This is a genomic window from Ohtaekwangia kribbensis (assembly GCF_042676245.1).
Taxonomy (GTDB): Bacteria; Bacteroidota; Bacteroidia; order Cytophagales; family Cyclobacteriaceae; genus Ohtaekwangia; species Ohtaekwangia kribbensis.
Window position 1 is genome coordinate 982,651 of sequence record NZ_JBHTKA010000001.1, and the last position, 25,564, is coordinate 1,008,214.

Below are 25,564 nucleotides of genomic sequence, written 5' to 3' on the forward strand. Positions count from 1 at the left end.
CATTTGGGGTTATGCTTATTTAGCGGGCTGGGCTGTGGTATATTGACTTGGGTCGATCTTCGCATAGGCTTTATCAAGATCTACTTTGGCGATGATCGCATCATATAGTGCATTGTAGTAATTTACCTGCGCTTCGCGCAAGCTGCTTTCAGCATCGGTTACTTCAATGTTCGATCCTACACCTTGTTCATATTTGATCTTGGTAACACGCGCTACTTTTTCAGCCAGCTCCATGTTTTCACGCTGCGACTTCAAGGTCTCAATAGAGTTCTGATACGTTACGGTGTTCTGTTGTATGCTCAGATCTATACTCTGACGAAGTGAAGTAAAGCTGTTCTCAATCTTCAACAACGAAAGTTTAGCTTGCTGCACCTGGTAGTTTCTCTGAAGACCACTAAACAAAGGTATTTTCAATGACACACCGAATGATGAGAATGAATACCATTTATCAGGACCGATCTGCGATGTTTCCTCCATCTCCGTATTGGTTTTGAAAAGACCGCTCACATTGGGTGATTGCGTAGTATAGCCCAGGTTTGCAAAGCCTGATAAACTCGGCAATGAATTTGAGTATTTATTCTTGATATCAAGTTTCTGCAACTCGCGTTGTGTGCTCAGTACTTTATACTCAATTCTGTTTTGAGGATCAAAACCCTGCTCATATTCGGCAGCTATATTTTCACTAACCTGAAAATTATCCAATGTACCCTCTACAGCTAAAGGTTGATCCATCGGGTAATTCATCTGGAATTTTAGAAGTGTTAGGCTCAGGTTCTGAAGGTTGATAAACTTCAATCTTTCTGATTTCAGATTGTTAAGTGTTACCTTAATTCGATCAACATCAATCTCCTCTGCAAAACCATTTTTATTCATCGCAGTTGTACTTCTCAGCAGTGAATCAACACGAGCTATATTATTATCAAAAAGATTGATACGCTCATTATTAACCAACACAGCATAGTACGCTTTGGTTACGTTCTCTACAACCTGTATCTGTGTTTGTTGCTCAGTTTTATAGGCAAGCTCTTTATACGTACCTGCGGCTTTCAAACCAACCAGGTATGTACTGCTAAAGAGTAATTGATTGATGGTAATACTGGCATTACCACTGCTTGGTAATTGAAAAAAGTTTGGAGATGCAACAACATCGTTTGGTTGCAGTCCGGGTATATCTAATAATGGATTACCGTTTTCATCCTGTCCTGCAAAACCTTGTGCAGTAGCATAGGTCGAAAAGAAGCGTGGTAGTTTCTGGTTGTGCTGAAGACTTACTTCACCACTTACTTGTGGTAAACCTATACCAAAGGTTTCTTTTACTCTTGCTTCTGATATCTGCGCATCAACACGTGCGTTCTTAACATCTACCGTATTCTCCAATGCATACTTGACGCATTGTTCCAATGTATAGGATGCCGTGTCCGCTTGCTGGGCAAATGCCCCGGGCGGCACAATCAAACAAAGTAAAAGGATTTGATAAAAGCGTTTCATATTGGGGTTAATTATCGTGTTACAGTTTCTGTTATCGTGTTACCGTTTCAGGTGTGTTCTTCTCTTTGCATCGCAGGTATTGCTTTCTTCCTTTATCCGTTAAAATGCCGAATACAAAATGCTCGAATATCTGCATCTGTACTTCCGTCATCCTGAACTTGTCGTGCGAAAAAGTTTTATCATCAAAAGCGGTTTCGATCAAAGCCATTCGTACAATACTGATTATTTCGGTATTGATCTCTGGTCTGTAAAATCCTTCTGCTATACCTTGATCGAGATTCCTTTTTATAGAATCGTAAATGCACATGCGCTTAAACTCCAGCCACACCGCCCACGCTTTCGGATAATACTTCTGCAAGTCGAATAAAAGCGAAGGGTTTATTTCATCAACGTTCTTCTTCAGGCATACGGAAAGCTTGGCCAGTTCGTCTATCGCGTTCTCAGCCGTATGATGGATGGCTTCAAATTCCTTCCGGCTCTCGCTCAATACTGCTTCGAAAACAAGTGTCACGATATCTTCCTTATCCGTGAAGTGCTGGTACAGCGTTTTCTTGGATACCGACAGATGTCGGGCGATATCGTCCATCGATATGCTTCGTACACCATATTTTGTAAAGAGGCCTTCTGCCCCTTTCAATATCTTGTCACGTGTGCTTGAATCTTCCATAGGCTCGTAAAACTATGGAAACTTTTTACATTTCAAAAGTTTCCAACGTTTCCTTCAACGGCCTAAAAAGCTTGTAGGTTGAGTTTTTTGTGATTTTTTTCTCGATGTATTTTCCTGAAACAGTCAATCAGTCGCGCGAAGTGTCTGATTTCTGTGTCGAAGTGCTCTTCTCGAAGCTGCACCATTTTTCTTTCATTCTCCGTTTGAATTCCTCACGCTGCTCTGCCGGCATGTTGGAGAATTTTTCATAGAAACGATGTTTCCAGTAAGGCGTGGCTCCGGGGGTCTGATAATGGCGTTTACCGCCCCATCCCCAGAACAATATCTTGCTTAACACCAGCAGGCCGAGTGCCTGCCAATATGTGATAACAGGACCGTTGAACAGATCTGGCACCAGCCAGTTCCATAATAACATGGTTACTACACCTAATAAAGTAATTGCCAGTAACCCCAACACCGCGCATTTTGCAAAATCTGACTTTCTCATAACTCTGTTGTTGGCCTATATATCGTTATATAATCGTTGTAATTTTTTTCGAAGCGCGAGAATAGCATATCGCTTTCTGGAAAGCAATGTATTGATAGAAACACCGGTTTGTTCTGCTATATCGCGAAAGCTGCGCTCTTCTATTTCATTGAGAATAAAGATCTCGCGTTGTTCGGGCGGCAATTCATCAAGGGCTTCCATGATGGCTTCCCAGATCGCTTCGCGCAGGTATGAATCTTCGGGAGTGTTACCCAGGTCGGGTAAAATCTCTTGCAATGTAATAGGCGCATCTTCTTCCAACCCGGTGGCTATACCAAAATCCGCACGTTGTGGCCGGGCGGCCTCTCTGCGATAACGGTCGATGATTTTGTTACGGGCTACCGAAAATAACCAGGATGTAACGCGGTCTATCGACTCGATGGTTTCGTAACCGGCTACAAATTGATAAAAGACATCCTGAAGAATATCTTCTGCCTCCTCTACAGTAGACACACGATTACGGATAAAGCTCAGCAGCCTGTCTTTCTCCTTTAGAAATGTCTGTTCTTTTATTTGCATGGCCAGTTCCATCGCCTTCACATTGCTTTATTTAGCTTGAAAGACGGTGCTATGTATCCATTTATTTTAGGTAAATCGAAAATAAGTAGGCGAACAGCAGCCACCAGTCGGTAAGATATTTTAATTTGTCGGCCTGCACAGCCATGAACGAATCAACACCGGAGCTATTTTATACTAAACTCGGTAACGGGAAAGATGTACTCCTGCTATTTCACGGCTTCGGACAAGACAACACCGCGTTCACTCCGCTTGCACGATCGCTCTCGAATCGCTATACCTGCTATATATTCGATCTTTATTTCCACGGCAAAAGCAAGTGGGCACACAACGAACAACCCTTAGAAAAGAAAGTGTGGCGCGCTATACTGCAGCGTTTTCTTCACGAGAATCAAATTGATTCGTTTTCATTACTAGGCTATAGCATGGGCGGAAAATTTGTGCTCGCCACATTGGAAGCTTACGCTGATAAAGTAACTAAAGTTTTTCTGCTAGCACCAGACGGAGTCAAAACTAATTTTTGGTATTACCTTGCTACATACCCGGTTCTGTTACGAAAGCTTTTCAAAAGCATGATTCATCACCAGGATCGCTTTCTATCGATCAGCAGAACATTGAATCGCATCGGGATCATCGATAAAAGTATTCTCCGTTTTGCTGAGTACCAGATGAATACAACTGAAAAGCGGGAGCGAGTTTACTACTCGTGGGTTGTATTTCGAAAACTCAAATTCAACATTACTGTACTTGCAACACTCGCCAACGAGCGTGCTATACCCGTAACGATCATTGTGGGGAAGTATGATAAAGTTATTACGCCAGCAAGCATGAACACCTTTGTAAAACAACTTCATCAGGCCTGCTTTATCGTGATAGAAGCTGGCCATAATTTCCTTACGCATCCGGAACTTGCCGAGCTTATCTGAGTATTTCTGAGCATTCAAAAGTTATCAATACAATATTTACACAAAACACTCCCATTCCTGCAAAATGCTTGTATTTTTGCAGGCTCAAATCCGAGTTTAATCCAATGATTTTATTCTTTCGTTCGAAAGCCAACACGATATATGCGGTTGGTACGGTACAGCCTTTGCAAAATTCAGACATTCAGAAACTTATCTGGCTTTTTGGTAAAGCTGAGCCGCTCTCAGAAAAAACGTTAACCGGAAATTTCATCGGCCCTCGTAAAGAAATGATTACTCCGTGGAGTACCAATGCCGTAGAAATTACGCAGACCATGGGCATCAGTGGCATTCAGCGCATTGAAGAATTTATCGCCGCAGAAAACGATTCTGTGAAGTACGACAAAATGCTGCAGGTGCTTTACAAGTCGCTGGATCAGGACCTCTTCACAATTCATCATACTCCGGAGCCGATCATCGCCATCGATGATATTGCCGCATATAACGAGAAAGAAGGATTGGCTTTGAGCAAGGTAGAAATCGAATACCTTGAAAATGTTAGCAAACAACTCGGACGCAAATTAACCGACAGTGAAGTATTCGGCTTCTCGCAGGTTAACTCGGAACACTGCCGCCACAAGATCTTCAACGGTACATTTATAATTGATGGCAAGGAAAAAGAATCTACACTTTTCCAACTGATCAAAAAAACATCGAAAGAGAATCCGAATTATATAGTATCTGCCTATAAAGATAACGTAGCCTTTATCAAAGGTCCGGTAATTGAACAGTTTGCACCTGCACGCCAGGATATAGCCGACTTCTTTACCATCGAAGATATAGCTTCGGTAATTTCATTAAAGGCTGAAACACACAACTTCCCGACAACGGTTGAACCTTTCAACGGTGCGGCTACTGGTTCTGGCGGTGAGATTCGCGACCGCCTCGCTGGCGGTAAAGGGGCATTGCCCTTAGCAGGTACTGCAGTATATATTACCTCCTACCCTCGCCTTGAAAACGGAAGACCGTGGGAAAAAAAATTCGAAGCACGTAAATGGCTTTATCAATCTCCGGAAGAAATTCTGATCAAAGCTTCGGATGGTGCTTCTGATTTCGGTAACAAATTCGGTCAGCCGGTTATTGCCGGAAGTGTACTCACCTTCGAGCACATTGAAGACAACAAGAAGTATGGTTTCGATAAAGTGATCATGCTCGCGGGTGGTATAGGATTCGGTAAAGAAAAAGATAGCAAGAAAGAACATCTCGAAGCCGGTGATAAAATTGTATTGCTTGGTGGCGATAACTATCGCATCGGTATGGGTGGTAGTGCTGTATCTTCTGTAGCTACCGGTGAATATGGAAATGCGATTGAGCTTAACGCGATACAACGCTCAAACCCGGAAATGCAGAAGCGTGTGATGAACGCGATCCGCGCCATGGTTGAGTCCGGTGTAAATCCGATCGTTTCCATTCACGATCATGGTGCCGGTGGACACTTCAACTGTCTATCAGAACTACTGGAAGAAACCGGTGGTACTATACAGGTTGATAAACTTCCTGTCGGCGATCCTACGCTGTCAGACAAAGAGATCATCAGCAACGAATCGCAGGAACGTATGGGCCTCGCGATCAAACAAAAAGATATAGATCTTCTGAAACGCGTTTCGGAACGTGAGCGCGCACCAATGTATGTAATTGGTGAAGCTACAGGGGATAATAAATTACTCTTCAAAAAAGATGGTCAGCCTCAAAAGCCGATCGACTTCGAAGTAAAACATTTACTCGGTTCATCACCGAAGACTATACTTACGGATAAAACACAAGCGAGTAACTTCAAGTCGCTTCAATACGATGCAGCGAAACTGAATGAGTACCTCGAGCAGGTGCTTCAACTCGAAGCCGTTGCTTGTAAAGATTGGCTCACCAATAAAGTTGATCGTTCCGTAACCGGTAAAGTTGCCACACAACAAACGTGCGGCCCTATACAATTACCGCTGAACAACGTTGGCGTTATGGCGCTTGACTATACCGGCAGTAAAGGTGTAGCTACGTCCATCGGTCACGCACCGGGTGCTGCACTCGTTGACCCAATAGCCGGAAGTAAACTTGCCATTGCTGAGTCGCTCACCAATATAGTATGGGCTCCGCTTACGCATGGACTGAAAGGCGTATCACTCAGTGCCAACTGGATGTGGCCAGCGAAACAGGAAGGCGAGAATGCTAGACTATATCAAGCCGTTGAAGCGGTGAGCGACTTCGCCATCAAACTGGGTATAAATATACCTACCGGTAAGGATTCACTTTCCATGACACAGAAGTATCCGAATGGTGAAGTGGTATATTCTCCGGGCACTGTTATTATCTCTGCAGGAGCAGAAGTAAGTGATATAACCAAAACTATTTCTCCTGTTCTTGAAAAAGCAGAAGGATCAAAAGTTATACTCATCGATTTCTCTGGCGATGAACGCAAACTCGGAGGCAGCAGCTTTGCACAGATACTGAACCTGCTCGGCAACGAGGTGCCTACTGTACAAAACGAAAGTTACTTTGCTAAAGCTTTTGAAAGTGTACAGCAACTGATCGGCCAGAACCTGATCCTGGCAGGTCACGATATATCTGAAGGAGGATTGATCACGGCATTACTCGAAATGACTTTTGCCCAGCCGGGCGTTGGTTTAACACTAAATATAGCTTCGGTTGATAGCGATATTATTAAAGTACTATTTGCTGAAAATCCGGGCGTAGTAATTCAGGTCGCTGATGAAGCAAAAGCAACGGCTGTTCTGAAAGAGAATGACATTCGCTATAGTATACTTGGTCACGTAAGCGGTGAACGCAACCTCACTATCAATCACCAGAACAAACTGTTGAAGTTTGATATCGACAAACTTCGCGATGTATGGTATAAAACTTCTTACCTGCTCGATAGCAAGCAGCGTCCGGCCAAACATGCCGAGAGCCGCTATACGCACTATAAGAAGCATGTATTGAGCTATAACTTCCAGCCGAAATTCGATGGCAAGTTTGAAACCTATGGCATTGATTCAAGACGCAGAAAGCCTTCGGGTTTAAAGGCAGCGATTATGCGCGAGAAGGGTGTGAATGGCGATCGAGAGATGGCATACTCCCTATATCTGGCAGGCTTCGATGTAAAAGATATACACATGACCGACCTGATCTCGGGTCGCGAAGATTTGTCGGATGTAAATCTTATTGTATTTGTCGGAGGTTTCTCCAACTCGGATGTACTCGGTTCTGCGAAAGGATGGGCCGGTGCATTCCTCTATAATCCAAAGGCAAAACAAGCTCTTGACAATTTCTACAAACGAAAAGATACATTGAGTCTTGGTGTCTGTAACGGATGCCAGCTGGTAATGGAATTAGGATTGCTATATCCGGAGATGGGCGAAGAACATCCGCGTATGCATCACAATGGCTCGGGTAAATTTGAATCAATCTTTGTGAACGTTACTATACCAGAGAACAATTCAGTAATGCTGAACAGCTTTGCTGGTGCAAGACTTGGTGTATGGGTAGCACACGGTGAAGGACGCTTCCGTTTACCTGCTGATAAGAATACATTTGCCATCGCTGCACAATATTCACACACGGAGTATCCGGGCAATCCGAATGATTCAGATTATTCTGTTGCTGCACTTTGCTCGAAAGATGGACGTCACCTGGCAATTATGCCACACATCGAACGCTCACTTTTCCCTTGGAACTGGGGATTTTACCCCTCAGAGCGGAAGCAGGATGTCGTGTCTCCGTGGATTGAAGCTTTCGTGAATGCACGGGAATGGATCAAAAAAATTAAATCATAATAAAGGTTTCAGCCGGCTGTTGTTCTGATGAATCAATAACCTTATATTCACAGAATAACATGCCGGCATATGAAGACGATCGCACTCCCTCTCGTGATATTGGCACTTCTCACCTCGTGCCTTGGATACAAAGAATTACCTGTAGAATACGACTATAGCTATAAGGGTAATTTCAAGAAGTATAAAACATTTGACATCATGAAGCCTGCAGGGCCTGCAGACTCCAGCATGACGAACAACATCATCGAGAAATCGATCGTTGCACGCATGAAATTTCTGGGCTATAGGCAATCTACCAGTAAGCCACACCTCATCATCGGATTCAAAATGTTTAATGATAGTCTTCGCTTCAATGGCTATAATCAACCTGCTATTGAAGAATGGGTAAAGACGCAGAACGACAACATTGAATACGATGCGCAGAAATTTAATTTGAGAACCGGCACACTGCTCATTCAGTTTTATGACAGACGCCAGAACAGATCGATCTGGCAAGGCTACGCTACTACCATGTATGGAACCATCGACTTTAATAATAGCCGACACCTGCGCAATGCAGTTATATCCATCCTCGACAAATATCGTTTCTGGGCCGAAGGTTTTATGGAAGGCGGCACCACGGTATCTCAAGAAAATGATTTTTAATTTTTTTGGTTGAGGTTAACATTTCTGAAAAATAATTCTACCTTTGCAATCCCAAATTCATGGGACTGACATCGAATTGACGATTCAGCGACAACATTGTCCGATGGTGTAACTGGCAACACGCCTGATTTTGATTCAGGAAAGTCCAGGTTCGAGCCCTGGTCGGACAACCATATAAGAATCCCGCTTATGCGGGATTCTTCGTTTGTAAAACGGAATCAGATAATAATAAACTGATAACGATTAACGGCACTAACCATGGCAGTTAAAATCTTTAGCGGAAGAGCTACAACCTACCTGGCTGAGAAAATCGCCAACGCTTATGGAGAGCGCTTAGGTGAAGTAAACTATCAGCAATTCAGTGACGGTGAAATGTCGCCCTATATTACTGAATCCGTTCGCGGCCATGAAGTATTTCTGATTCAATCAACGTTCCCTCCTTCTGATAACTTAATGGAATTATTATTAATGGTGGATGCAGCCAAACGTGCCAGTGCGTCCAGCGTTAACGTTGTGATTCCATATTTCGGATATGCCCGTCAGGACAGAAAAGATAAACCACGAGTTGCTATAGCAGCCAAGCTTCATGCTAATCTGATTTCAGCAGCCGGAGCATCGCGCATCATGGCGTGTGACTTACACGCTGACCAGATCCAGGGCTTCTTTGATATACCGGTGGATCACCTCGATGGCTCCTATATATTCGTTCCGTATCTTAAATCATTAGGTCTTTCTGATATCATGTTTGCATCTCCGGATGTAGGTGGTATAAAGAGAGCGAGAGCATTTGCTAAATTCTTTGATGCTGAGCTTGCTGTATGCGACAAGCACAGAAAAGAAGCCAACAAGGTTGAGTCCATGCGACTGATCGGTGAAGTAGATGGCAAAGATGTTATACTCGTGGATGACCTGGTGGATACAGCAGGAACAATTTGTAAAGCAGCAGCACTGCTGAAAGAGAAGGGTGCTAAATCCGTACGCGCTGTTTGTACACACGGCGTACTCTCCGGTAATGCTTATGAAAACATCGATAGCTCTTTACTGGAAGAAATTGTGATTTCCGATACGATTCCGCTAAAGAAGGAAAGCCCTAAAATTAAAGTGCTTTCGGTGTCTACACTGTTCGCCAAAGCGATCCGTAAGATTCATGACAACGAATCGATCAGCTCACTCTTCATTAAACTTTAATTCAGAAACTTTTAATTAAACAATTATATACTATGAAAACTGTTGAGATTATAGGGTATAAAAGAGCAAATCTCGGCAAGGCTGGTTCCCAGAAGTTACGGGATGAGGGTCTTGTTCCCTGTGTACTGTACGGAGGAAATGAACAAATTCATTTCTATTCTCCGATGATTCTGTTCCGCGAACTGGTTTATACCAACGAAGCACACTTTGTTCACATCAACATCGAAGGTGAAGAAGCACAGGCAATTCTTCAGGAAGTTCAGTTCCACCCGGTAAGTGAAGTAATTCTTCACGCTGATTTTCTGCGCATCTCTGAAGACAGAAAAATTAAAATGAGCATCCCGGTTCGTCTGGTAGGTCAGGCTAAAGGCGTTGCTAAAGGTGGTACCCTTGTACGCAAGCGTGCTGCTTTGAAAGTATACGGCTTCCCGAAAGATATGCCCGATCATATCGATGTAGAGGTTTCTGATCTTGATTTCCACCACGCTATTAAGATTGGTGATATGAAAATGGAAGGCCTTGAGTTCCTGGATCCTAAACAAGCAACGATCGCTGCTGTTGAAGTTCCTCGCGCTGCTAAAATGGCCGCTGACGAAGCTGCTGCTGCTCCTGCTGAAGGTGCTGCCGCTGCTCCTGCTGCTGCGAAGAAAGAAGCTCCTAAGAAAGAAGAAGGTAAAAAGTAATCTGATACCTGAATCATATTCAAAAATCCTTCCCGGCAACGGGAAGGATTTTTTGTTTATTACGGTTTCGAATGAAATCTTTGACCCTGGTATTGAACCACGAATATCATTTTTATCCCGATGAAGTATTTAGTTGCAGGACTTGGTAACATTGGCGCAGAGTACGAGCTAACGCGCCATAATATTGGTTTTCTTATACTCGACCAGTTAGCCGACCAACAGAAAGTAAATTTCACAACGGACAGGCTGGCGGAAAAAGCAGAGTTCAAATTTAAAGGCCGCAGTATACATCTGATTAAACCCACTACCTATATGAACCTGAGTGGCAAAGCCATAGCGTATTGGCTGCAGGATCTGAAGATACCGAAAGAGAATTTACTTGTACTGGTGGACGATCTCGCACTTCCTTTTGGAAGTCTGCGACTGCGTACCAAAGGCAGCTCTGCCGGGCACAACGGTTTAAAAAATATAGAACAGTTACTCGGTGGCCAGGATTACTCCCGTCTGCGTTTTGGTATAGGCAATGATTTCGGCAAAGGCCAGCAGGTGGATTTTGTGTTGAGTAATTTTGACAAGGCAGAGTTTGAGAAGTTACCGGAGGTAATCAACAAGGCAAACGAAATGGTGTTATCGTTTTGTACCATTGGTCCGGAGCGCACTATGAACGTGTTCAACAATTAATATATAGTATCATGAAGAACCAGGTACATATAGCGATACAAATTGTTCCTATATCAAAAGGACACCCCTACCCGATCATCGATAAAGCGATTGAAGTTATTGATAAGTCGGGCGTTGCCTATAAAGTAGGCGCCATGGAAACGGTTATGCAGGGAGATTACGATACGTTGATGCGTGTTGCCAAAGAGGCTCAACAGATCTGCCTGGATTCCGGGGCGGATGAAGTCGTAGTGACGATGAAAGTACATGCCCGAAAAAACGGAGATGTAAACTGGGAAGAAAAAGGCATTCAATAAAAATTACTGAATGCCTTCTATATTTTAGGATACGGTAGATCCCGGAGAAACTATATCTGTCGGCTGAACGAGTTTCAGCTTTCCGTCTTTATCTTCCGCCATCAGAATCATTCCCTGCGATTCAATACCCATCATCTTGCGGGGAGCAAGGTTAGCAATGAACGTAACCTGTTTGCCTACCATCTCTTCAGGCGTATAGTGCAAAGCTATACCACTTAATATAGTTCTGCCACCCAACCCATCGTCTACACGCAGCTTGAGAAGTTTATTTGACTTCTCCATTTTCTCAGCAGCTGTTACCGTACCGACACGTATATCAAGTTTGGAGAAATCATCAAATACAATCTCCGGTTTCAAAGGCTTTACCGGCACATCTTCAGAGGCTACGGGAGCCACAGTCTGCTGAGGTTTCTTCAAGCGCTCAACTTGTTTTTCAATCTCGGCATCCTCCACGTTTCTATATAATAGCTCGGCCTTACCAAGCTGATGCTGTGGCGGCACGATATGTACCAGTTCTTCCTTCTTCCAGAAATCTTTGCGACCTTGCTCCAACTCGCTGTTTAATTGTCTGCGAATGCTTGCTGCACCATCCGGCAGGAATGGTTCACACGCCAACGCTATATTTCCAACGACTGTCAGAGCATAATTCAAAATACATCCAACAGCTTCCATATCTTCTTTGGCAAGTTTCCAGGGCTCTGTATCCGCCAGGAGTTTATTACCTATACGCGCCAGGTTCAACATTTGGAATTGTGCCTCGCGGAAACGGAAGTTCTTCAAGGCATCAGTCATTTCTTTTACTGATTTGTTCAGATCTGTATGAGCCTGATTATATAGTGACAAGATTCTCTTTCTTCTGTCATCTGTGCCTTGCAATTCATGTTCAGAGGGAACTTTACCATCAAAGTATTTCCACACCAGCACCATCACACGGTTTACAAAGTTACCGAGTATAGCTACCATCTCGCTGTTTACTTTCTGCTGGTAATCTTTCCAGGTGAAGTCAGCATCTTTTGTTTCCGGAGATATAGACGTCAATACATAGCGCAGTTCATCTCTTCTGCCTGGCAAATCCTGAAGATACTCGTGCAGCCAAACAGCGTGATTACGTGAAGTAGAAAGTTTATCACCTTCCAGATTCAAAAATTCATTGGCAGGAACGTTATCCGGAAGTATATAATCTCCGGCAGCTTTCAACATCGATGGGAAGATGATACAGTGGAATACTATATTATCCTTGCCAATAAAATGTATCAGGCGGGTTTCCGGATCTTTCCAATACTTTTCCCAATCATTCGGCTTCAACTCTTTTGTAGCTGATATATACCCTATAGGGGCATCAAACCAAACGTAGAGCACTTTGCCTTTAGCATCGGGGAGTGGCACGGGAATTCCCCAATCCAGGTCGCGTGTAATCGAGCGAGGCTGGAGCCCCTGATCGAGCCATGATTTACATTGACCATATACGTTAGTCTTCCAGTCTTTATGACCTTCGATCAACCACTCCTTCAACCAGTCTTCAAACTTGTTCAGCGGGAAGTACCAATGCTTCGTTGGTTTCAACACTGGTGTATTACCAGAAACAGTAGACCGGGGGCTGATAAGCTGCTTGGGGCTTAAACTCGTACCACACTTTTCGCACTGATCGCCATACGCATTCGGATTACCACAATTCGGACAAGTACCGATGATATAGCGGTCTGCCAGAAATATACCTTCCTGCTCATCGAAATACTGATCAGACGTCTCTTCAATAAAGAGGTCCTGGTCATATATCTTCTTGAAAAACTCCTGTGCCGTTTCGTAATGCACCGGGTTTGAAGTGCGCGAGTAAATATTGAAGGAGATACCAAAATCTTCAAAGGCCTTCTTCATCAGCCCGTGATATTTATCAACAAAGGCTCTCGGCTCTACGCCTTCCTTGCGTGCTCCAAGTGTAATAGCTACGCCGTGCTCATCAGAGCCGCAGATAAAGACTACATCTTCTCCTCTAAGCCGCAGGTAACGGACATAGGTATCAGCTGGTAAATATGCACCGGCAATGTGGCCGATGTGAAGTGGACCGTTGGCATACGGCAGAGCAGCCGTAATGGTATATCGTTTAAAGTCTGTCATGATTCAAAATGCACGAGCGTGCAAAGATGATAATAGAAACGGAGGTAAAAAAATTCCTTCAGCGATCAGATAGAAGGCTTTTCGGAGTCTTCATCCTGTTTGGGAGGCGTAGTCGGGAAGAGCACGTAAAATTCAGTATAACCTTCAGGCGTTGTGAGGAGTCCTACCCTGCCCCCAAGCTTGGCCGTTGCAGTCTTAACGATGTACAAGCCTATACCGCCCGTCTCAGAGCGTTCTGAAGCCCTGAAAAACATCCGGAAGAGTTTGCCAGGGTTTGCCTCGCTGATGCCGATACCGTTGTCTATAACGCGCACACGCACCTGCCCTTGCCCGTTTGTATTCACGTGAATATCTACGAAAGAATCAACACGGTCAGACTCATTGTAGAACTTGATAGCATTATCAATAAGGTTCTCAAGTACGATGCGGATCAACTCTTTATCGGAAAGTATAGTAGCATTATCTTCAACATACCTCCTGATCTTGAGTTTCTGCGGGAGTCCCTTCTTCTTCTCCAGTAACAACACATCGTTTATGATCGTATCAAAATCAATTCGTGCTACACTTAATTTCGAGTTGTTGATCTGGTTTATAATCAGCAATCGGGTAAGTATAGTATTTAATCGTTCCGCAGTTGTATCAAGTTTACTAAGGTAGTCGAGTGCCACCGGATCTTTCACATCCATCAGCGCCACGTTACACATCCCCTTCAAACTCGCCAACGGACCGCGTATATCATGTGAAGTTTTATAGATGAAGTTATCGAGTTCATCATTTACCTGCTTCAACGACTGATTAACACGCTCCAGATCAACAGTCTTTGCCTCAACTTCCTTATCGAGATATTTATTCTTGTCTTCGAGTAATTTGTTCTGCTCTTCAATTACCTCCTTCGCTTCCGACAGCTGCGCGTTCACTCTCTTGATCGTTCGATTGCTTCGCTGCAACACCAACACCAGCAACCCTGCGAGCATGGCAATTATAGCTATAGCTATATTCAGATCACGTTGTTGTTTGATTACCTCTTCTTTGGCAGCGATGGTGGCAATGTTTTCGCGTTGTTCAAAATCTGTTTGGATTTTTGATAGGTTCTTGATCAATGATTCGCTATATATACTATCTTTTAGATGTATATATTTATCTTGGTAGATAGCTGCTTGTTGGTAGTTTTTAGACTTATTAAAGAGAATAGAGAAACCTTTATAGATTTCTATCAACAATAAATTATACTCAGTATCGTCAGCTATCTGTTCTGCTTCCTCCAAAGATTTTTTTGCATGCTCAACGTCATTAAGCTCAGTATATATTCTCGCTAAATAAACCAGGTTCTCCAGTCGCCATCTTTTATCACGGATCTGGTTGGCAACGTCATAAGATTTTATAAAATTCTCTTTCGATTTAGAGTAGACAGCAGTATCGTTAGTAACTTCAGCCTCTATAAAATACGAGACGCCTAACCCAAAATTACCTTCAATTCTTATCGCCTCACTGCAAATACTATCACAGAAATTAAACGCATTTGTAATAAACTTTCTTGCTTCCTTATAATTTTTAAGCTGGTTATAACACAGACCAAGATTGATAAGCAATCTATCCATATCATATGTATAGTTTATGTCATTTTTAATCTTCAGACAACGCTCATAATACTCAACTGCCCGCTCATAATTTTTAAGCTTAAAATACACGAGGCCTATATTGTTTAACGCTACACTAATTTCATCTTTTTTGCCACCCTTTTCTCGAATCACTAAAGACTGAAAATTATACTTTAACGCTTCATCATATTCCGCCCGGAGTGTATGTGTTAGGGCTAGTGCATTAAGAATCTTTTTTTCTTCATCTTCATAGGTATTTCTCTTTGCTATAGGTAATACTTCTTTTAGAACATCAATCGAATTTTCCAATTGATCAATCCTTCTATAAATTTGCCCTGCCAATCTCCCCGAGGTAACTATCTTCAAACTATCGCCAACATCATATGCTAAGTCGTAGGCCTGTTTAGCATAAACTGATGCCTCTCTGTTATCTACATCAAAAAGATCATAAGCTAATTGGTATAGTATCTCATAGCGATCTCGCCCTGATTTTTCCTTTAGAATTGATTTTAATGAATCAACGTTGGATGTTGTTGTCTGTGCGCAAATACCAGTATAGATAAATATGGCTAACAGAAGAAACCCAAGCTTATAATTTATTTGGTACACGTGTGATTTTCAAAAATTTATTATCCCGAAAAATAAAATTCAGACCACCATCTTTGGCTTACAATTTAACGACAAAAAAACTAAATACTAAACCTCAACATACTATGAAAAAAATTATCTACATCCTTTTAATTGCTTTTTCATGCGCTTTGACAATCACTTCTTGTACTGAAGAAGAAATAACTCCTACAAGTACAGATATGAATGGTGGCGGAGGAGGAATGGATCCTAAATAATCAAAGCTCATCTAAAGTAATTCATAGAACTTAATTCTCTAAGAACATGAAAACAAAAGCATTAAGCCTTATAGCAGTGGCTGCCATAGCAACACTCTCGTTTACTTTCGTAACCGTAAAAACTAGAAACGTTAATAAGAATATCGAAACTAAACCTTTAAAAGTTGTGCATGATGAACCTATCGGAGGATTTACAATGGAGGATAAACTGTAGTACATCTGACCAAGAGATATATAACAACCCACAACAACGCTACTTATGATCTTGCCTGATTAGTAAGCAGCGTTGTTGTTTAAGACTATTCTACCCGACTGTCCATATTTTATCTGTAACCGCTCGTTTGAATGTTTCGAGAAGACTTTTGAAGCAGGTTCGTTAGGTAATAATTTACTTTTTTAGCCCACTTGTTGCATCTTAAGCAATTTCATAGGTCGAATCTATTAAATCACTGATCCAAATTAAGTGTAAGAACACTTATTAAAGTAATACTTTAAGTATTACTATTTCATATTTCTCTAAATTCATTACATGATAAAATCGTGATATTACGGTCAAAAAGTAACCTTATTTGTCAGGGCAATAGCATTTTTGACTGATAAAAGCCTTTTTATTAGCGTTTTTTAACTGTTACAACAAGGTAACCGATAATCTTATATAAAAAACCGACATTCAACACTGAAAAACGATATTCTAAGGATTACAGCAATAAAAAAGGCGACCGATTAGATCGATCGCCTTTTCTCCATAAGACTTTATGATTGAAGCTATAACTAAGCTGTAACCTCTTCCTTATACGCCTTCCGAGGCGTTAACTGAAGCTGCTGGAACATCTCCTGATCTTTGATATAGCCTGGGTTTGGCGTTGTTAAAAGTTTATCTCCGGCAAATATACTGTTGGCTCCGGCCATGAAGCATAGTGCTTGTTCTTCGAGATTCATGCGTACGCGACCTGCCGATAGTCTTACCATTGTCTTCGGCATAATGATGCGTGCCGTAGCGATCATACGAACCATCTCCCATACGGACACTTTCGGTTGATCTTCGAGTGGCGTTCCCTCTACGGGTACCAATGCATTTACCGGCACAGACTCAGGATGCTCTGGCAATGTTGCTAACGTGAGCAGCATGCCGATGCGATCATCTTCCTGTTCACCCATACCAATTATACCGCCTGAGCACACTGATATATTTGCCTTGCGTACGTGTGACAGCGTATCCAGACGATCTTTATAGGTACGCGTAGTAATTATATCATCGTAAAACTCTTCGCTGGTATCAAGGTTGTGGTTGTATGCATACAGGCCTGCGTCTTTTAGCTTCTGCGCCTGCTCCGGTGTAAGCATACCAAGTGTACAGCATACTTCAAGACCTAACGAATTTACTCCCTTTACCATATCGATCACTTTATCGAAGTCGCGGTTGTCGCGTACTTCACGCCAGGCTGCACCCATGCAGAAACGTGTACTGCCAGACTCTTTTGCTTCTATAGCTTTATCGATCACTTCATTTACCTCCATCAGCTTCTGCACTTTTACATTGGTATGATAGCGTGCAGCCTGCGGACAATACGAACAATCTTCAGGGCATCCACCGGTTTTTACCGACAGCAGTGTACATACCTGTACTTCCTGTGGATCATGAAATTCGCGGTGTATTGTTGCCGCCTGGTATATAAGGTCCAATACAGGCTTGTTATAAATGGCTGCGATCTCTTCGCGTGTCCAGTTATTGCGTATAGCGGTCATGTATATCTATAGGTTAATGAATTAATGAAGTTGTATTTCGAATGGCAAACGTGCCTGCTCGCCCTGATATGTTTTAATCTTGTTGAGTTGCTGATACCAGATATAGGACTCTCCTAACTCTGACTTGATTGCATCTGCTTTCGCATTCTCTTCAAGTTGTGATATCAACTGTTCAAGGAAAGGTCTTTGCTCCGGATAGAAGCGAACTTTATAGTCGTCACCAACGCCAGCGCTTTCAGCTGCAATCTTTACTGCATCATCAAAACCACCGAGAGCATCCACGAGTTTTCTTTCCTGTGCCTGTGCTCCTGACCATACTCGGCCGGAAGCAACTTTTTTAATTTCTTCTACAGCCACACCTCTTCCCTCAGCTGCTTTGCCGGTAAAGGTATCGTAGTGTTTATTCAGATTTTTCTGCCAGAAATTCTTCTCAGCTTCCGTTAACGGACGTGATACAGTATACATTTCACCGAATTCACCGGTGCGTACTTCATCGAATGTAATTCCAAGCTTGTTGCCGAGGAATCCACTCATATCGAACATCATTCCAAATATACCGATCGAACCTGTTATCGTGTGAGGCTGCGCTACAATCGTATCGCATCCCATTGCCAAGTAGTAACCACCGGAAGCAGCGTAATCGCCCATTGATGCAATTACCGGTTTTGCTTTCTTGGCAAGTTGTATCTCGCGCCACATCATATCGGATGCACGAAATTCACCACCCGGAGAATTTACGCGAAGAACAATAGCTTTGATATCATCGTCTTCACGTGCCTTACGAATCTCTTCTACAAATGTATCGGCACCAATTACCTGTTGCTGATTATCTGCTTTGCCTGGCATAATGGTACCATCTGCTACAATAACCGCGATCTCGTTCTTGGAGCTTTTATAGTTTGAATACGCCTTGCGATATTTGTTATACTTGATGAATTTTATATCATCGCTTTTGGAAAGACTTAATCTGCCTTTCAACTCTTCGATGAGTTGATCTTTATAGTATAGCTCGTCTATCAAACCAAATTCTTTTGCTTCGGCTGCACTATGTACGAGCATCTTGTCAGAGATCTCTTTCAATTTCTCTGCCGGTATATTTCGTGCTTCGCCTATACGCTGCAGGGTAAAGCCATAGATAGAGTTAGCGAGCTCTGTAAGTTGAAGTCTGTTCTCTGGGCTCATCTTCTCGAGTATAAAAGGCTCTACGGCACTTTTAAATTCACCTACGCGGAAGATCTGAGGTTTGATCTCCAGTTTATCGAATAGTCGCTTGAAGAATGATATTTCAATCGTAAGTCCATTGAATTCAACTTCACCTTCGGGGTTAAGGTATATTTTATCGGCAGCTGACGCGAGGTAGTACGCACCTTCCGACATAACTTCATCGTAGGCCACAACCCATTTTCCGCTTTTACGAAAATCGAGTAATGACTGACGGATCTCTTCGATCGATGAGAAACCTGCCATCGGGTAACTTACTTCGAGATAAATACCTTTGATGCTTGCATCATCTTTGGCATGTTTGATAGCATCCTTTAATTGAAGCAAACCAATTTTAGGTACTTCGCTGGAGAATGGTAATCCTGCCAGAGGATTCTCTACCTGAAGCTCGGTAATCTGAGCATCGAGTTTTAAATGTAACACGGAGTTCTCTGCCACAACAACTTCTTCCTCTGCGGCTAATCCTCCGATAATGCCAATAAGAAAAATGAATGCGACAAAAGAAAACACAATCAGTGCTACGAACGCAGCTAAAAAGCTTTTCCAGAAATTCATACGTATAAGACTTTAAAGGTTCGAAATTAAGCAATACGCCCCCGAATAAAAAAAGTATGTTTGCATGACATGAACAACGGCATTTTTCTTTTGTTAGGAACGAATTTGGGTGATCGGAGTCAGCATTTAGCCGCAGCCCGTGCACTAATCGAGGCAAAAGCAGGAAAAATCATGAAAGCGTCCGCGGTATATGTAACGGCTGCGTGGGGCAAAACCGATCAACCGGATTTTTATAACCAGGTAATTGAAATCGATTCTATACTTTCTCCAGACGATTTGCTGCGAACTACAAAGAATATCGAAGAGGCAATGGGGCGCGTACGAACCGAAGCATGGGGCGCCCGCACCATGGATATTGACATACTCCTTTACGGTGATGTTATTGTTGAGCGTGAACAACTTACTATACCACACCCACGCATGAACAACCGAAAGTTTACCTTAATACCACTTGCCGAAATAGCAGCTGACGTAATCCACCCGGTTGAACAAAAGTCCATCCGCGAACTCCTCACCCTCTGCAACGACACGCTTGACGTGTCTCCGCTGGTACGCGTTTAAGTGTGTACGTGCATTAACATAAACACCTAAACCCGTACACACGTAAACACACTAAAGGCTTGCAACTTCAGATTCGGGTGAAATCTTCTTCACGAGGCCCTGAAGTACTTTTCCGGGACCGCATTCGATGAACGTTTTACCGCCGTCTTTTACCATATTTTGAACAGATTGTGTCCAGCGTACAGGAGCTGTAAGCTGTGCGATCAGGTTCTTCTTAATCGTTGCTATATCTGTTGATGGGAGTGCATTTACATTCTGATATACCGCGCATATAGGCTGTGCAAATGTAGTGCTCTCGATGGCTGCGGCTAATTCTGCGCGGGCAGGTTCCATAAGTGGTGAGTGGAATGCCCCTCCTACCTGCAATGGCAACGCGCGCTTCGCTCCGGCTGCTTTCATTTTTTCGCAGGCTATTTCGATGCCTTTTATGGTTCCGGAAATAACAAGTTGTCCCGGACAATTATAGTTAGCAGCTACTACAACGTCATCGATAGATGCACAGATGTCTTCTACTACTTTATCATCAAGGCCCAGGATGGCAGCCATTGTAGATGGATTGATTTCGCAGGCATGCTGCATGGCTGTAGCGCGTTTGGACACGAGTCTCAAAGCATCTTCAAACGACAGTGTCTTGTTAGCGACCAGCGCGGAAAATTCACCGAGCGAGTGTCCTGCAACCATATCGGGTTGAAATGTATCGTTCGCCAACGCTACGGCTACTGAATGCAGAAATATAGCAGGCTGTGTTACTTTGGTTTGTTTTTGTTCATCGGCTGTTCCTTCGAACATAATCTTCGTCAGCTTGAAGCCGAGAATTTCATCGGCCTGATCGAACAGAGCCTTTGCCTTTGCACTTGATTCATACAAGTCTTTACCCATTCCGGTGAACTGTGCACCTTGTCCTGGAAATACATATGCCTTCATAAATTTTTCGGATCGGGATAATTAATCCGCGCCCAAAAATAGTAAAAAGCTGAAATGTGAGAATAGCAGCGTCTTAATCGACAAAACGGGCCTTTAATTCCGGTGTGGGAATCATGCAGTGATCCTGCTTTCCGAAAAAACGGTAGCGGTTGGTGGCGATAAAGTTATAGAGGCCATCGCGGATAAATTTCGGAACCACGCGAAGGATATATAGCCAGTGCCAAACGCCCGAGAGATGCCTGGCGATTCGAAGAGCTGCATCGCTTTTCTGGTACGCCACACCATCTTCGATTACGATAACACTATAGAGCTGATCTGTCGGGAGATTTACCCGGCGAAGCAAAGCCTGCGCGTAGTCTGACTGCAGGGATGCGAAGCGAAATATAGCGGCACGGTCGCGTTTGATTACAAACTGAACCGTGCCGTTACAAAGATTGCAGACGCCATCAAAAAGAACCGTGATATGGTTACTGTTGTCCATCCACGAGGTGAACCCATCCTTTAAAGGTCTTCACACTGTTGTTCGGATCGAGCGTAAAGAATGTTACTTCTGCTACATAGTAGTATACGGCCGGTGCCAGTTCTACGCCACCTTCATCTTTACCATCCCAGTCGATATATATACTGTTTTCACTACCTGATTCGTACGAGTATACTTCCTGCCCCCAACGATTAAATACCTTGAACTTTACCTTATCGACAAAGCGTGCGCATTTTTCAATGAGGTGTTGTGGTATTGTACAATCTTCAGGGTTTGGACAGTTCTTCAAATAATCACGAATGTTAAATGCACTGAACTCATCATTCTTGCCATCGCCATTCGGTGTAAACACGTTTGGCAATTCGTAGTAAGGACAATTGTCGTTACATACTGGTTCACTTGGTTCGCTTTCATTACCGGAGCGATCTACAGCAACAATAGTATAACATCGTGCGAACGAAGGTAGGCCTACATCTGAATAGGTAGTTTGAACAGCCGGTACCTGCGCCAGGAATACACTTTCGCCTCCCGGAGTTGCCGAACGGTATATTCTGTAGCTGGCAATGTCAGCCTGACATTCTGCAGAGGCATCGTTCGTCCAGTTCAACACGTTGGTATAGGTTGAATTATCGCACGAGTTCTGCTGCAGTTTAAACTGATCGCAGTCGAGCAGATCAACCGTTAATATAGGTTTACACGGAGGTATACTATCACCCGGCTGCACACAGATTATCTGCGAGAAGTTTTCGAGTGGCTCCGGTATTTTTGTTGGATTACCATACCCTCCACGTGTCAATATACGGTAGCAGTAGGTAGTACCTTCATCGAGCGGTGTATTGTTAAACTGGCCCTTGTCGACATATACCTGTCCATCAACTGTAGCATCTACACTATCAATCAATACCAGTTGATCCTCGGTTGATCCTTCTGGTCCACGGTATATCAAGTGGCGTGGATGTGATTGTATCTGGTTAGACCATGGTACTACAGCCGTCCAGTTCAATTGAATTTGTCCTACTTGTGATTTTGTATCGAGTCTTACAGCAGAAGCAACTTCCGATGTTCCCACGAATTTATTTGTCAGTGGTGAGCCCGGAGAATAAGCGGCAATGCTATAATTATATATACTCTCTTCCGTATTCAATCCCTGATCCACGAACGTAGTATCGTTCGTAGTTTGTACTAATAAAGAGTCTGTTCCGCGTGTATACCCAACTGCTCTGTATACTCTATACTCATACGGTGGCGGGTATGTTGTTTTATTCGCATCAAACGGTCGCTTCCAGCTTACGCGGATCTGTCCATCGGCCGTACCTGTTTTTTGAACACTAACATGCGTAATGATCGGTACATCGGCAGGTATAGGTCCCACACAAGTATCTTTAGAAACATAGCTTTCACCACCATCGGGCAATGCAAATGTCGCTACGAGTCGGTAGCAGTACATTGCTCCCGGTGCAAGTCCTTTACCTTCGTTGTCATCTATATACTGTGTTACCTGTGTACCGGTAGAAGTCTTGGCAGCTATGGTTGCTATATTTTCATAACCGAGAAACTCCGGCATACCCGTCTGGCAGCTATCCGGCCTGAACGAAGTGCTGTCAACCTTTCGCCATATCTGGATCTTTTCTGCATTGATACAGGTATACGGATCCCACTTGATGGTTGCCGTTCGGTTACTGAGATTGAGTTGTGCGTCATTCCACGTTGGTGCAGGACCGACAACTTTTATCCGCCAGGTCTTATAGGTTACGAGCGACACACCATTGCTCCTGCTATCCGATACTTTGAACACCACCTGGTACGGTTGCTCACGAATATGTTCGCAGGTAGTATTCCACTCAAACTCCAGTTTACCCGGTGAGTTCTGAAATATAGCGGGGTCCGGTGAAAATGTAGCCGGAGATTCAGATGGTATCAATTCGAATATTTGCGAGAACGCTTCGATTTTTACTTTATCCGGTGGTATATCCGGATCCGTTCCGATGATCGTTTCTTTTAAAGTTTTACCTGCTTCTATACAAACATCTTCAGGCACTTCCAGGTCGGGGCGCTGGTTGTTACAGTCATCTTCAACAATGATCTGCATATCGCGTCTCACATATCCCATGGCTACCCATTTGCCAAGTACCTTCCTCCACTCGCGTACAATGAAGGCTATATTATATTCACCCGCAAAGCCCGGAGCATCCCAGGTAATGGTTCCGTCAAAGGCATCGATCTTGAAGGTAGGAGGACCATCGTCTGTCTCATTGCCGGTAGCATAATCAACATAAAATTTAGGATCGTTCGGAGCTTTATAGTTCAGTACTGTAGCATTGCGATCGCGGTAAGGCACTACCATCTCGTATGACAAGCTATCATTTCCGTCCGGATCATAAGCACCCGGGTTGTGGAAGAAAGCTTTACCAGAGCAGGCTCTGTCGATGGGAGGAATAGTAAGATCAGCAGGTGTACTGCAACCGAGGAAAGGATCGATAACGATTTGTGTCTCGATATAGAATGTTGTGTTAACCGAGTTATCCATGTTAAGCACACCTTCGTTACGGTTCGGCTCAACATAGCTGATGGTGTAACGGCCCGGACCGCCATAGGTATACTCCACGGTATAGAATGCGCGGGCAATACCGCGTTGCTGATCGATCACTGAATAGTTGGGATGTCCCGGACCGATTTCCGGAATGAGTATACGCGGGCTCTTATCACCGAAGTCAAGATAATCCTGGTCGCCACCGAATAAAACATTTGTATTCAGCGTGTTGGTATACACTATCACGGTAATGCTATACTTTCGTGCACTACAGGCACCGATTCTTCTAACAATGATATTTCCTGCACGCAAGTGAGTTGCAAATGCAGCTACGCCAGACAGAATGAAACAAAGTACGAGGAAAATTCCTCGCAGCATACTTCGGGTTAAAAAGGGCGCCTTCATGGATGTAAATGTATTGTCCTGCTGATCAACATCAAAAGAATACGATAAGTTACAATATAAAATCTTCCAGTGGATATGGAAAGGTCAACTACTTTAACGGTATAAAACGCTTTTTATTCTTCACCTGACTGGTTTTTAATAGTATAGACCCGCTTTCAACCCGTTCCGTTGGAACTTGCGTTGCTTCTCCTTGATCTTTACTCACCACCGCAGAGTTCTGTTGTTTTTATGCCGGCAGAAGTCGCAGATTTTCGCAGATAATTTTGATGGAAGTTCGTTCTTCCGATAGCTCATGATGAGTAGTATTGACATATCATATTCTGAGAATGTTTAGGATCGGGGGAACTTAACCTTGTGCGAAGCGTATTACTTCTTTTTCAAGAGATATACTCCGGCACGGCTATATTTCATTTACCAGCTTTGGTTTGCGTGTGTCTCCATTTCAATTACACTTTCACGCTAAAAAAATATACCCCATCTTTTTTCACTTTAGGTTTTATACAATATCTTCGTCTCAGCCAAAACCAATCACCTTAACCTACTCATGAAACCTGATCCTAAAGCCTTGAAGGCTTCCTTGCTGAGACGCGAGCTGGAACTTCAACGCCTTATCCGACAAATGAAATTTGATCAACTTCACAACAGCCCGGTTTATAAAAATCTTGAAAAGGAACTCAGTTCTGTTAAAGCACAGCTAATTCTAACAGAATCCTAATTCTCTTCATTCTCACGCTTTTACCGAAGAAAGGCATCTATCATTACTATTTTTTGATCACGAATATATTTTCTGATGCGCCAAGTTTTGATCCTTCGGTTCAAATCACTGAACTTTACGGGCTTAACATATATTTAACACGACCTTATATGCGCGTAGTTGGAGAAATTCCGCATCCGGATTGTAAGATCACACTTTTTGCCTGGAACAACCGCTACCTGATCAAGTTTGAACAGGGCTTTCTGGAGCAGACTTTTAAGATCCATGAATATGATGTAACATCGGAAGCAGACTTGCAGGCGCTGGTCGATGAAACCTTTATCCATGAAACGCTAACCCGATTCGAAGCCATGGGAGCCAGTCTTCGTAACAGGTTGAATGCGATAGGTTAATCATCGTATGGCCTAATGATTTAAGGAATAACCGATAACGTTCAACTTTTCACTATTTTG

Annotated in this window: 23 protein-coding genes, 1 tRNA gene and 1 pseudogene; 13 read left to right on the forward strand and 12 right to left on the reverse strand. The window is 43.3% G+C overall.

Annotation, left to right across the window (positions count from 1 at the left end):
• Positions 1 to 15: 15 nt before the first annotated feature.
• The 4 genes from ACFQ21_RS03860 to ACFQ21_RS03875 form a co-directional block, all read right to left on the reverse strand.
• Positions 16 to 1,488 carry a TolC family protein gene (locus tag ACFQ21_RS03860; protein WP_377575104.1) on the reverse strand — a complete coding sequence of 491 codons (1,473 nt, stop codon included), beginning with the start codon at positions 1,486 to 1,488 and terminating at the stop codon, positions 16 to 18.
• 31 nt (positions 1,489 to 1,519) lie between these two features.
• Positions 1,520 to 2,155, reverse strand: coding sequence for a TetR/AcrR family transcriptional regulator (locus tag ACFQ21_RS03865; protein WP_377575107.1), 636 nt, complete (start codon positions 2,153 to 2,155; stop codon positions 1,520 to 1,522).
• Between the two features lie 127 nt (positions 2,156 to 2,282).
• A complete protein-coding gene (locus ACFQ21_RS03870; RefSeq protein ID WP_377575110.1) occupies positions 2,283 to 2,642 on the reverse strand; it encodes a hypothetical protein in 360 nt (119 codons plus the stop codon).
• Positions 2,643 to 2,657: 15 nt separating this feature from the next.
• Entirely contained in the window at positions 2,658 to 3,212 is a 555-nt protein-coding gene (locus ACFQ21_RS03875; protein ID WP_377578255.1) for an RNA polymerase sigma factor, read from the reverse strand.
• Positions 3,213 to 3,343: 131 nt separating this feature from the next.
• Here ACFQ21_RS03875 and ACFQ21_RS03880 point away from each other — a divergent pair, with 131 nt between their 5' ends.
• From ACFQ21_RS03880 to ACFQ21_RS03915, 8 genes are all read left to right on the forward strand, one after another.
• A complete protein-coding gene (locus tag ACFQ21_RS03880; RefSeq protein ID WP_377575112.1) occupies positions 3,344 to 4,123 on the forward strand; it encodes an alpha/beta fold hydrolase in 780 nt (259 codons plus the stop codon).
• A gap of 104 nt (positions 4,124 to 4,227) precedes the next feature.
• On the forward strand, positions 4,228 to 7,923 hold the full coding sequence (gene purL / locus ACFQ21_RS03885) for a phosphoribosylformylglycinamidine synthase (protein WP_377575115.1): 3,696 nt from the start codon (positions 4,228 to 4,230) through the stop codon (positions 7,921 to 7,923).
• A 69-nt stretch (positions 7,924 to 7,992) separates the two neighbouring features.
• Positions 7,993 to 8,568, forward strand: a complete 576-nt coding sequence (locus ACFQ21_RS03890; RefSeq protein ID WP_377575118.1) for a DUF4136 domain-containing protein — start codon at positions 7,993 to 7,995, stop codon at positions 8,566 to 8,568.
• 97 nt (positions 8,569 to 8,665) lie between these two features.
• Positions 8,666 to 8,741: transfer RNA gene (locus tag ACFQ21_RS03895), tRNA-Gln, on the forward strand.
• Between the two features lie 85 nt (positions 8,742 to 8,826).
• A complete protein-coding gene (locus ACFQ21_RS03900; protein ID WP_377575121.1) occupies positions 8,827 to 9,756 on the forward strand; it encodes a ribose-phosphate pyrophosphokinase in 930 nt (309 codons plus the stop codon).
• Positions 9,757 to 9,788: 32 nt separating this feature from the next.
• Positions 9,789 to 10,439 carry a 50S ribosomal protein L25/general stress protein Ctc gene (locus ACFQ21_RS03905; protein WP_377575124.1) on the forward strand — a complete coding sequence of 217 codons (651 nt, stop codon included), beginning with the start codon at positions 9,789 to 9,791 and terminating at the stop codon, positions 10,437 to 10,439.
• A gap of 120 nt (positions 10,440 to 10,559) precedes the next feature.
• A complete protein-coding gene (gene pth / locus ACFQ21_RS03910; protein ID WP_377575127.1) occupies positions 10,560 to 11,120 on the forward strand; it encodes an aminoacyl-tRNA hydrolase in 561 nt (186 codons plus the stop codon).
• A gap of 11 nt (positions 11,121 to 11,131) precedes the next feature.
• Positions 11,132 to 11,416, forward strand: coding sequence for a thiamine-binding protein (locus tag ACFQ21_RS03915; RefSeq protein ID WP_377575130.1), 285 nt, complete (start codon positions 11,132 to 11,134; stop codon positions 11,414 to 11,416).
• 24 nt (positions 11,417 to 11,440) lie between these two features.
• Here ACFQ21_RS03915 and metG read toward each other — a convergent pair whose 3' ends face one another.
• From metG to ACFQ21_RS03930, 3 genes and pseudogenes are all read right to left on the reverse strand, one after another.
• Positions 11,441 to 13,531: a methionine--tRNA ligase gene (metG, locus tag ACFQ21_RS03920; RefSeq protein WP_377575133.1), complete on the reverse strand. Its 2,091-nt coding sequence runs from the start codon at positions 13,529 to 13,531 to the stop codon at positions 11,441 to 11,443.
• A gap of 65 nt (positions 13,532 to 13,596) precedes the next feature.
• A complete protein-coding gene (locus ACFQ21_RS03925) occupies positions 13,597 to 15,129 on the reverse strand; it encodes a sensor histidine kinase (protein ID WP_377578258.1) in 1,533 nt (510 codons plus the stop codon).
• Between the two features lie 30 nt (positions 15,130 to 15,159).
• Positions 15,160 to 15,738 (reverse strand): annotated as a pseudogene (locus ACFQ21_RS03930) (tetratricopeptide repeat protein); the annotation flags it as partial.
• A gap of 104 nt (positions 15,739 to 15,842) precedes the next feature.
• Between ACFQ21_RS03930 and ACFQ21_RS03935 the strand changes: the two are divergent.
• Both ACFQ21_RS03935 and ACFQ21_RS03940 read left to right on the forward strand, forming a co-directional pair.
• Complete coding sequence (locus tag ACFQ21_RS03935; RefSeq protein ID WP_377575136.1) at positions 15,843 to 15,974, forward strand: hypothetical protein; 132 nt, start codon at positions 15,843 to 15,845, stop codon at positions 15,972 to 15,974.
• Positions 15,975 to 16,020: 46 nt separating this feature from the next.
• Positions 16,021 to 16,188: a hypothetical protein gene (locus tag ACFQ21_RS03940; RefSeq protein ID WP_377575138.1), complete on the forward strand. Its 168-nt coding sequence runs from the start codon at positions 16,021 to 16,023 to the stop codon at positions 16,186 to 16,188.
• 557 nt (positions 16,189 to 16,745) lie between these two features.
• On the opposite strand, the gene bioB is transcribed toward ACFQ21_RS03940, so the two are convergent.
• Together bioB and sppA are read right to left on the reverse strand one after the other, a co-directional pair.
• Positions 16,746 to 17,720: a biotin synthase BioB gene (gene bioB, locus ACFQ21_RS03945; RefSeq protein ID WP_377575141.1), complete on the reverse strand. Its 975-nt coding sequence runs from the start codon at positions 17,718 to 17,720 to the stop codon at positions 16,746 to 16,748.
• A 21-nt stretch (positions 17,721 to 17,741) separates the two neighbouring features.
• Positions 17,742 to 19,496: a signal peptide peptidase SppA gene (gene sppA, locus ACFQ21_RS03950; protein WP_377575144.1), complete on the reverse strand. Its 1,755-nt coding sequence runs from the start codon at positions 19,494 to 19,496 to the stop codon at positions 17,742 to 17,744.
• A 69-nt stretch (positions 19,497 to 19,565) separates the two neighbouring features.
• On the opposite strand from sppA, the gene folK reads away from it, so the two are divergent.
• Entirely contained in the window at positions 19,566 to 20,057 is a 492-nt protein-coding gene (gene folK, locus ACFQ21_RS03955; RefSeq protein WP_377575147.1) for a 2-amino-4-hydroxy-6-hydroxymethyldihydropteridine diphosphokinase, read from the forward strand.
• Positions 20,058 to 20,108: 51 nt separating this feature from the next.
• On the opposite strand, the gene fabD is transcribed toward folK, so the two are convergent.
• The 3 genes from fabD to ACFQ21_RS03970 form a co-directional block, all read right to left on the reverse strand.
• Positions 20,109 to 20,981 carry an ACP S-malonyltransferase gene (gene fabD / locus ACFQ21_RS03960; RefSeq protein ID WP_377575149.1) on the reverse strand — a complete coding sequence of 291 codons (873 nt, stop codon included), beginning with the start codon at positions 20,979 to 20,981 and terminating at the stop codon, positions 20,109 to 20,111.
• Positions 20,982 to 21,054: 73 nt separating this feature from the next.
• Positions 21,055 to 21,462, reverse strand: a complete 408-nt coding sequence (locus ACFQ21_RS03965) for a thiol-disulfide oxidoreductase DCC family protein (RefSeq protein WP_377575152.1) — start codon at positions 21,460 to 21,462, stop codon at positions 21,055 to 21,057.
• A complete protein-coding gene (locus ACFQ21_RS03970) occupies positions 21,449 to 24,370 on the reverse strand; it encodes a T9SS type B sorting domain-containing protein (RefSeq protein WP_377575154.1) in 2,922 nt (973 codons plus the stop codon). The genes ACFQ21_RS03965 and ACFQ21_RS03970 overlap by 14 nt, the downstream gene beginning before the upstream one ends.
• A gap of 571 nt (positions 24,371 to 24,941) precedes the next feature.
• Between ACFQ21_RS03970 and ACFQ21_RS03975 the strand changes: the two genes are divergently transcribed.
• Entirely contained in the window at positions 24,942 to 25,112 is a 171-nt protein-coding gene (locus ACFQ21_RS03975; RefSeq protein WP_377575157.1) for a hypothetical protein, read from the forward strand.
• A gap of 149 nt (positions 25,113 to 25,261) precedes the next feature.
• Positions 25,262 to 25,504 (forward strand): hypothetical protein, encoded by a 243-nt coding sequence (locus tag ACFQ21_RS03980; protein WP_377575159.1) that lies wholly within the window; start codon positions 25,262 to 25,264, stop codon positions 25,502 to 25,504.
• The last annotated feature ends 60 nt before the right edge of the window (positions 25,505 to 25,564 follow it).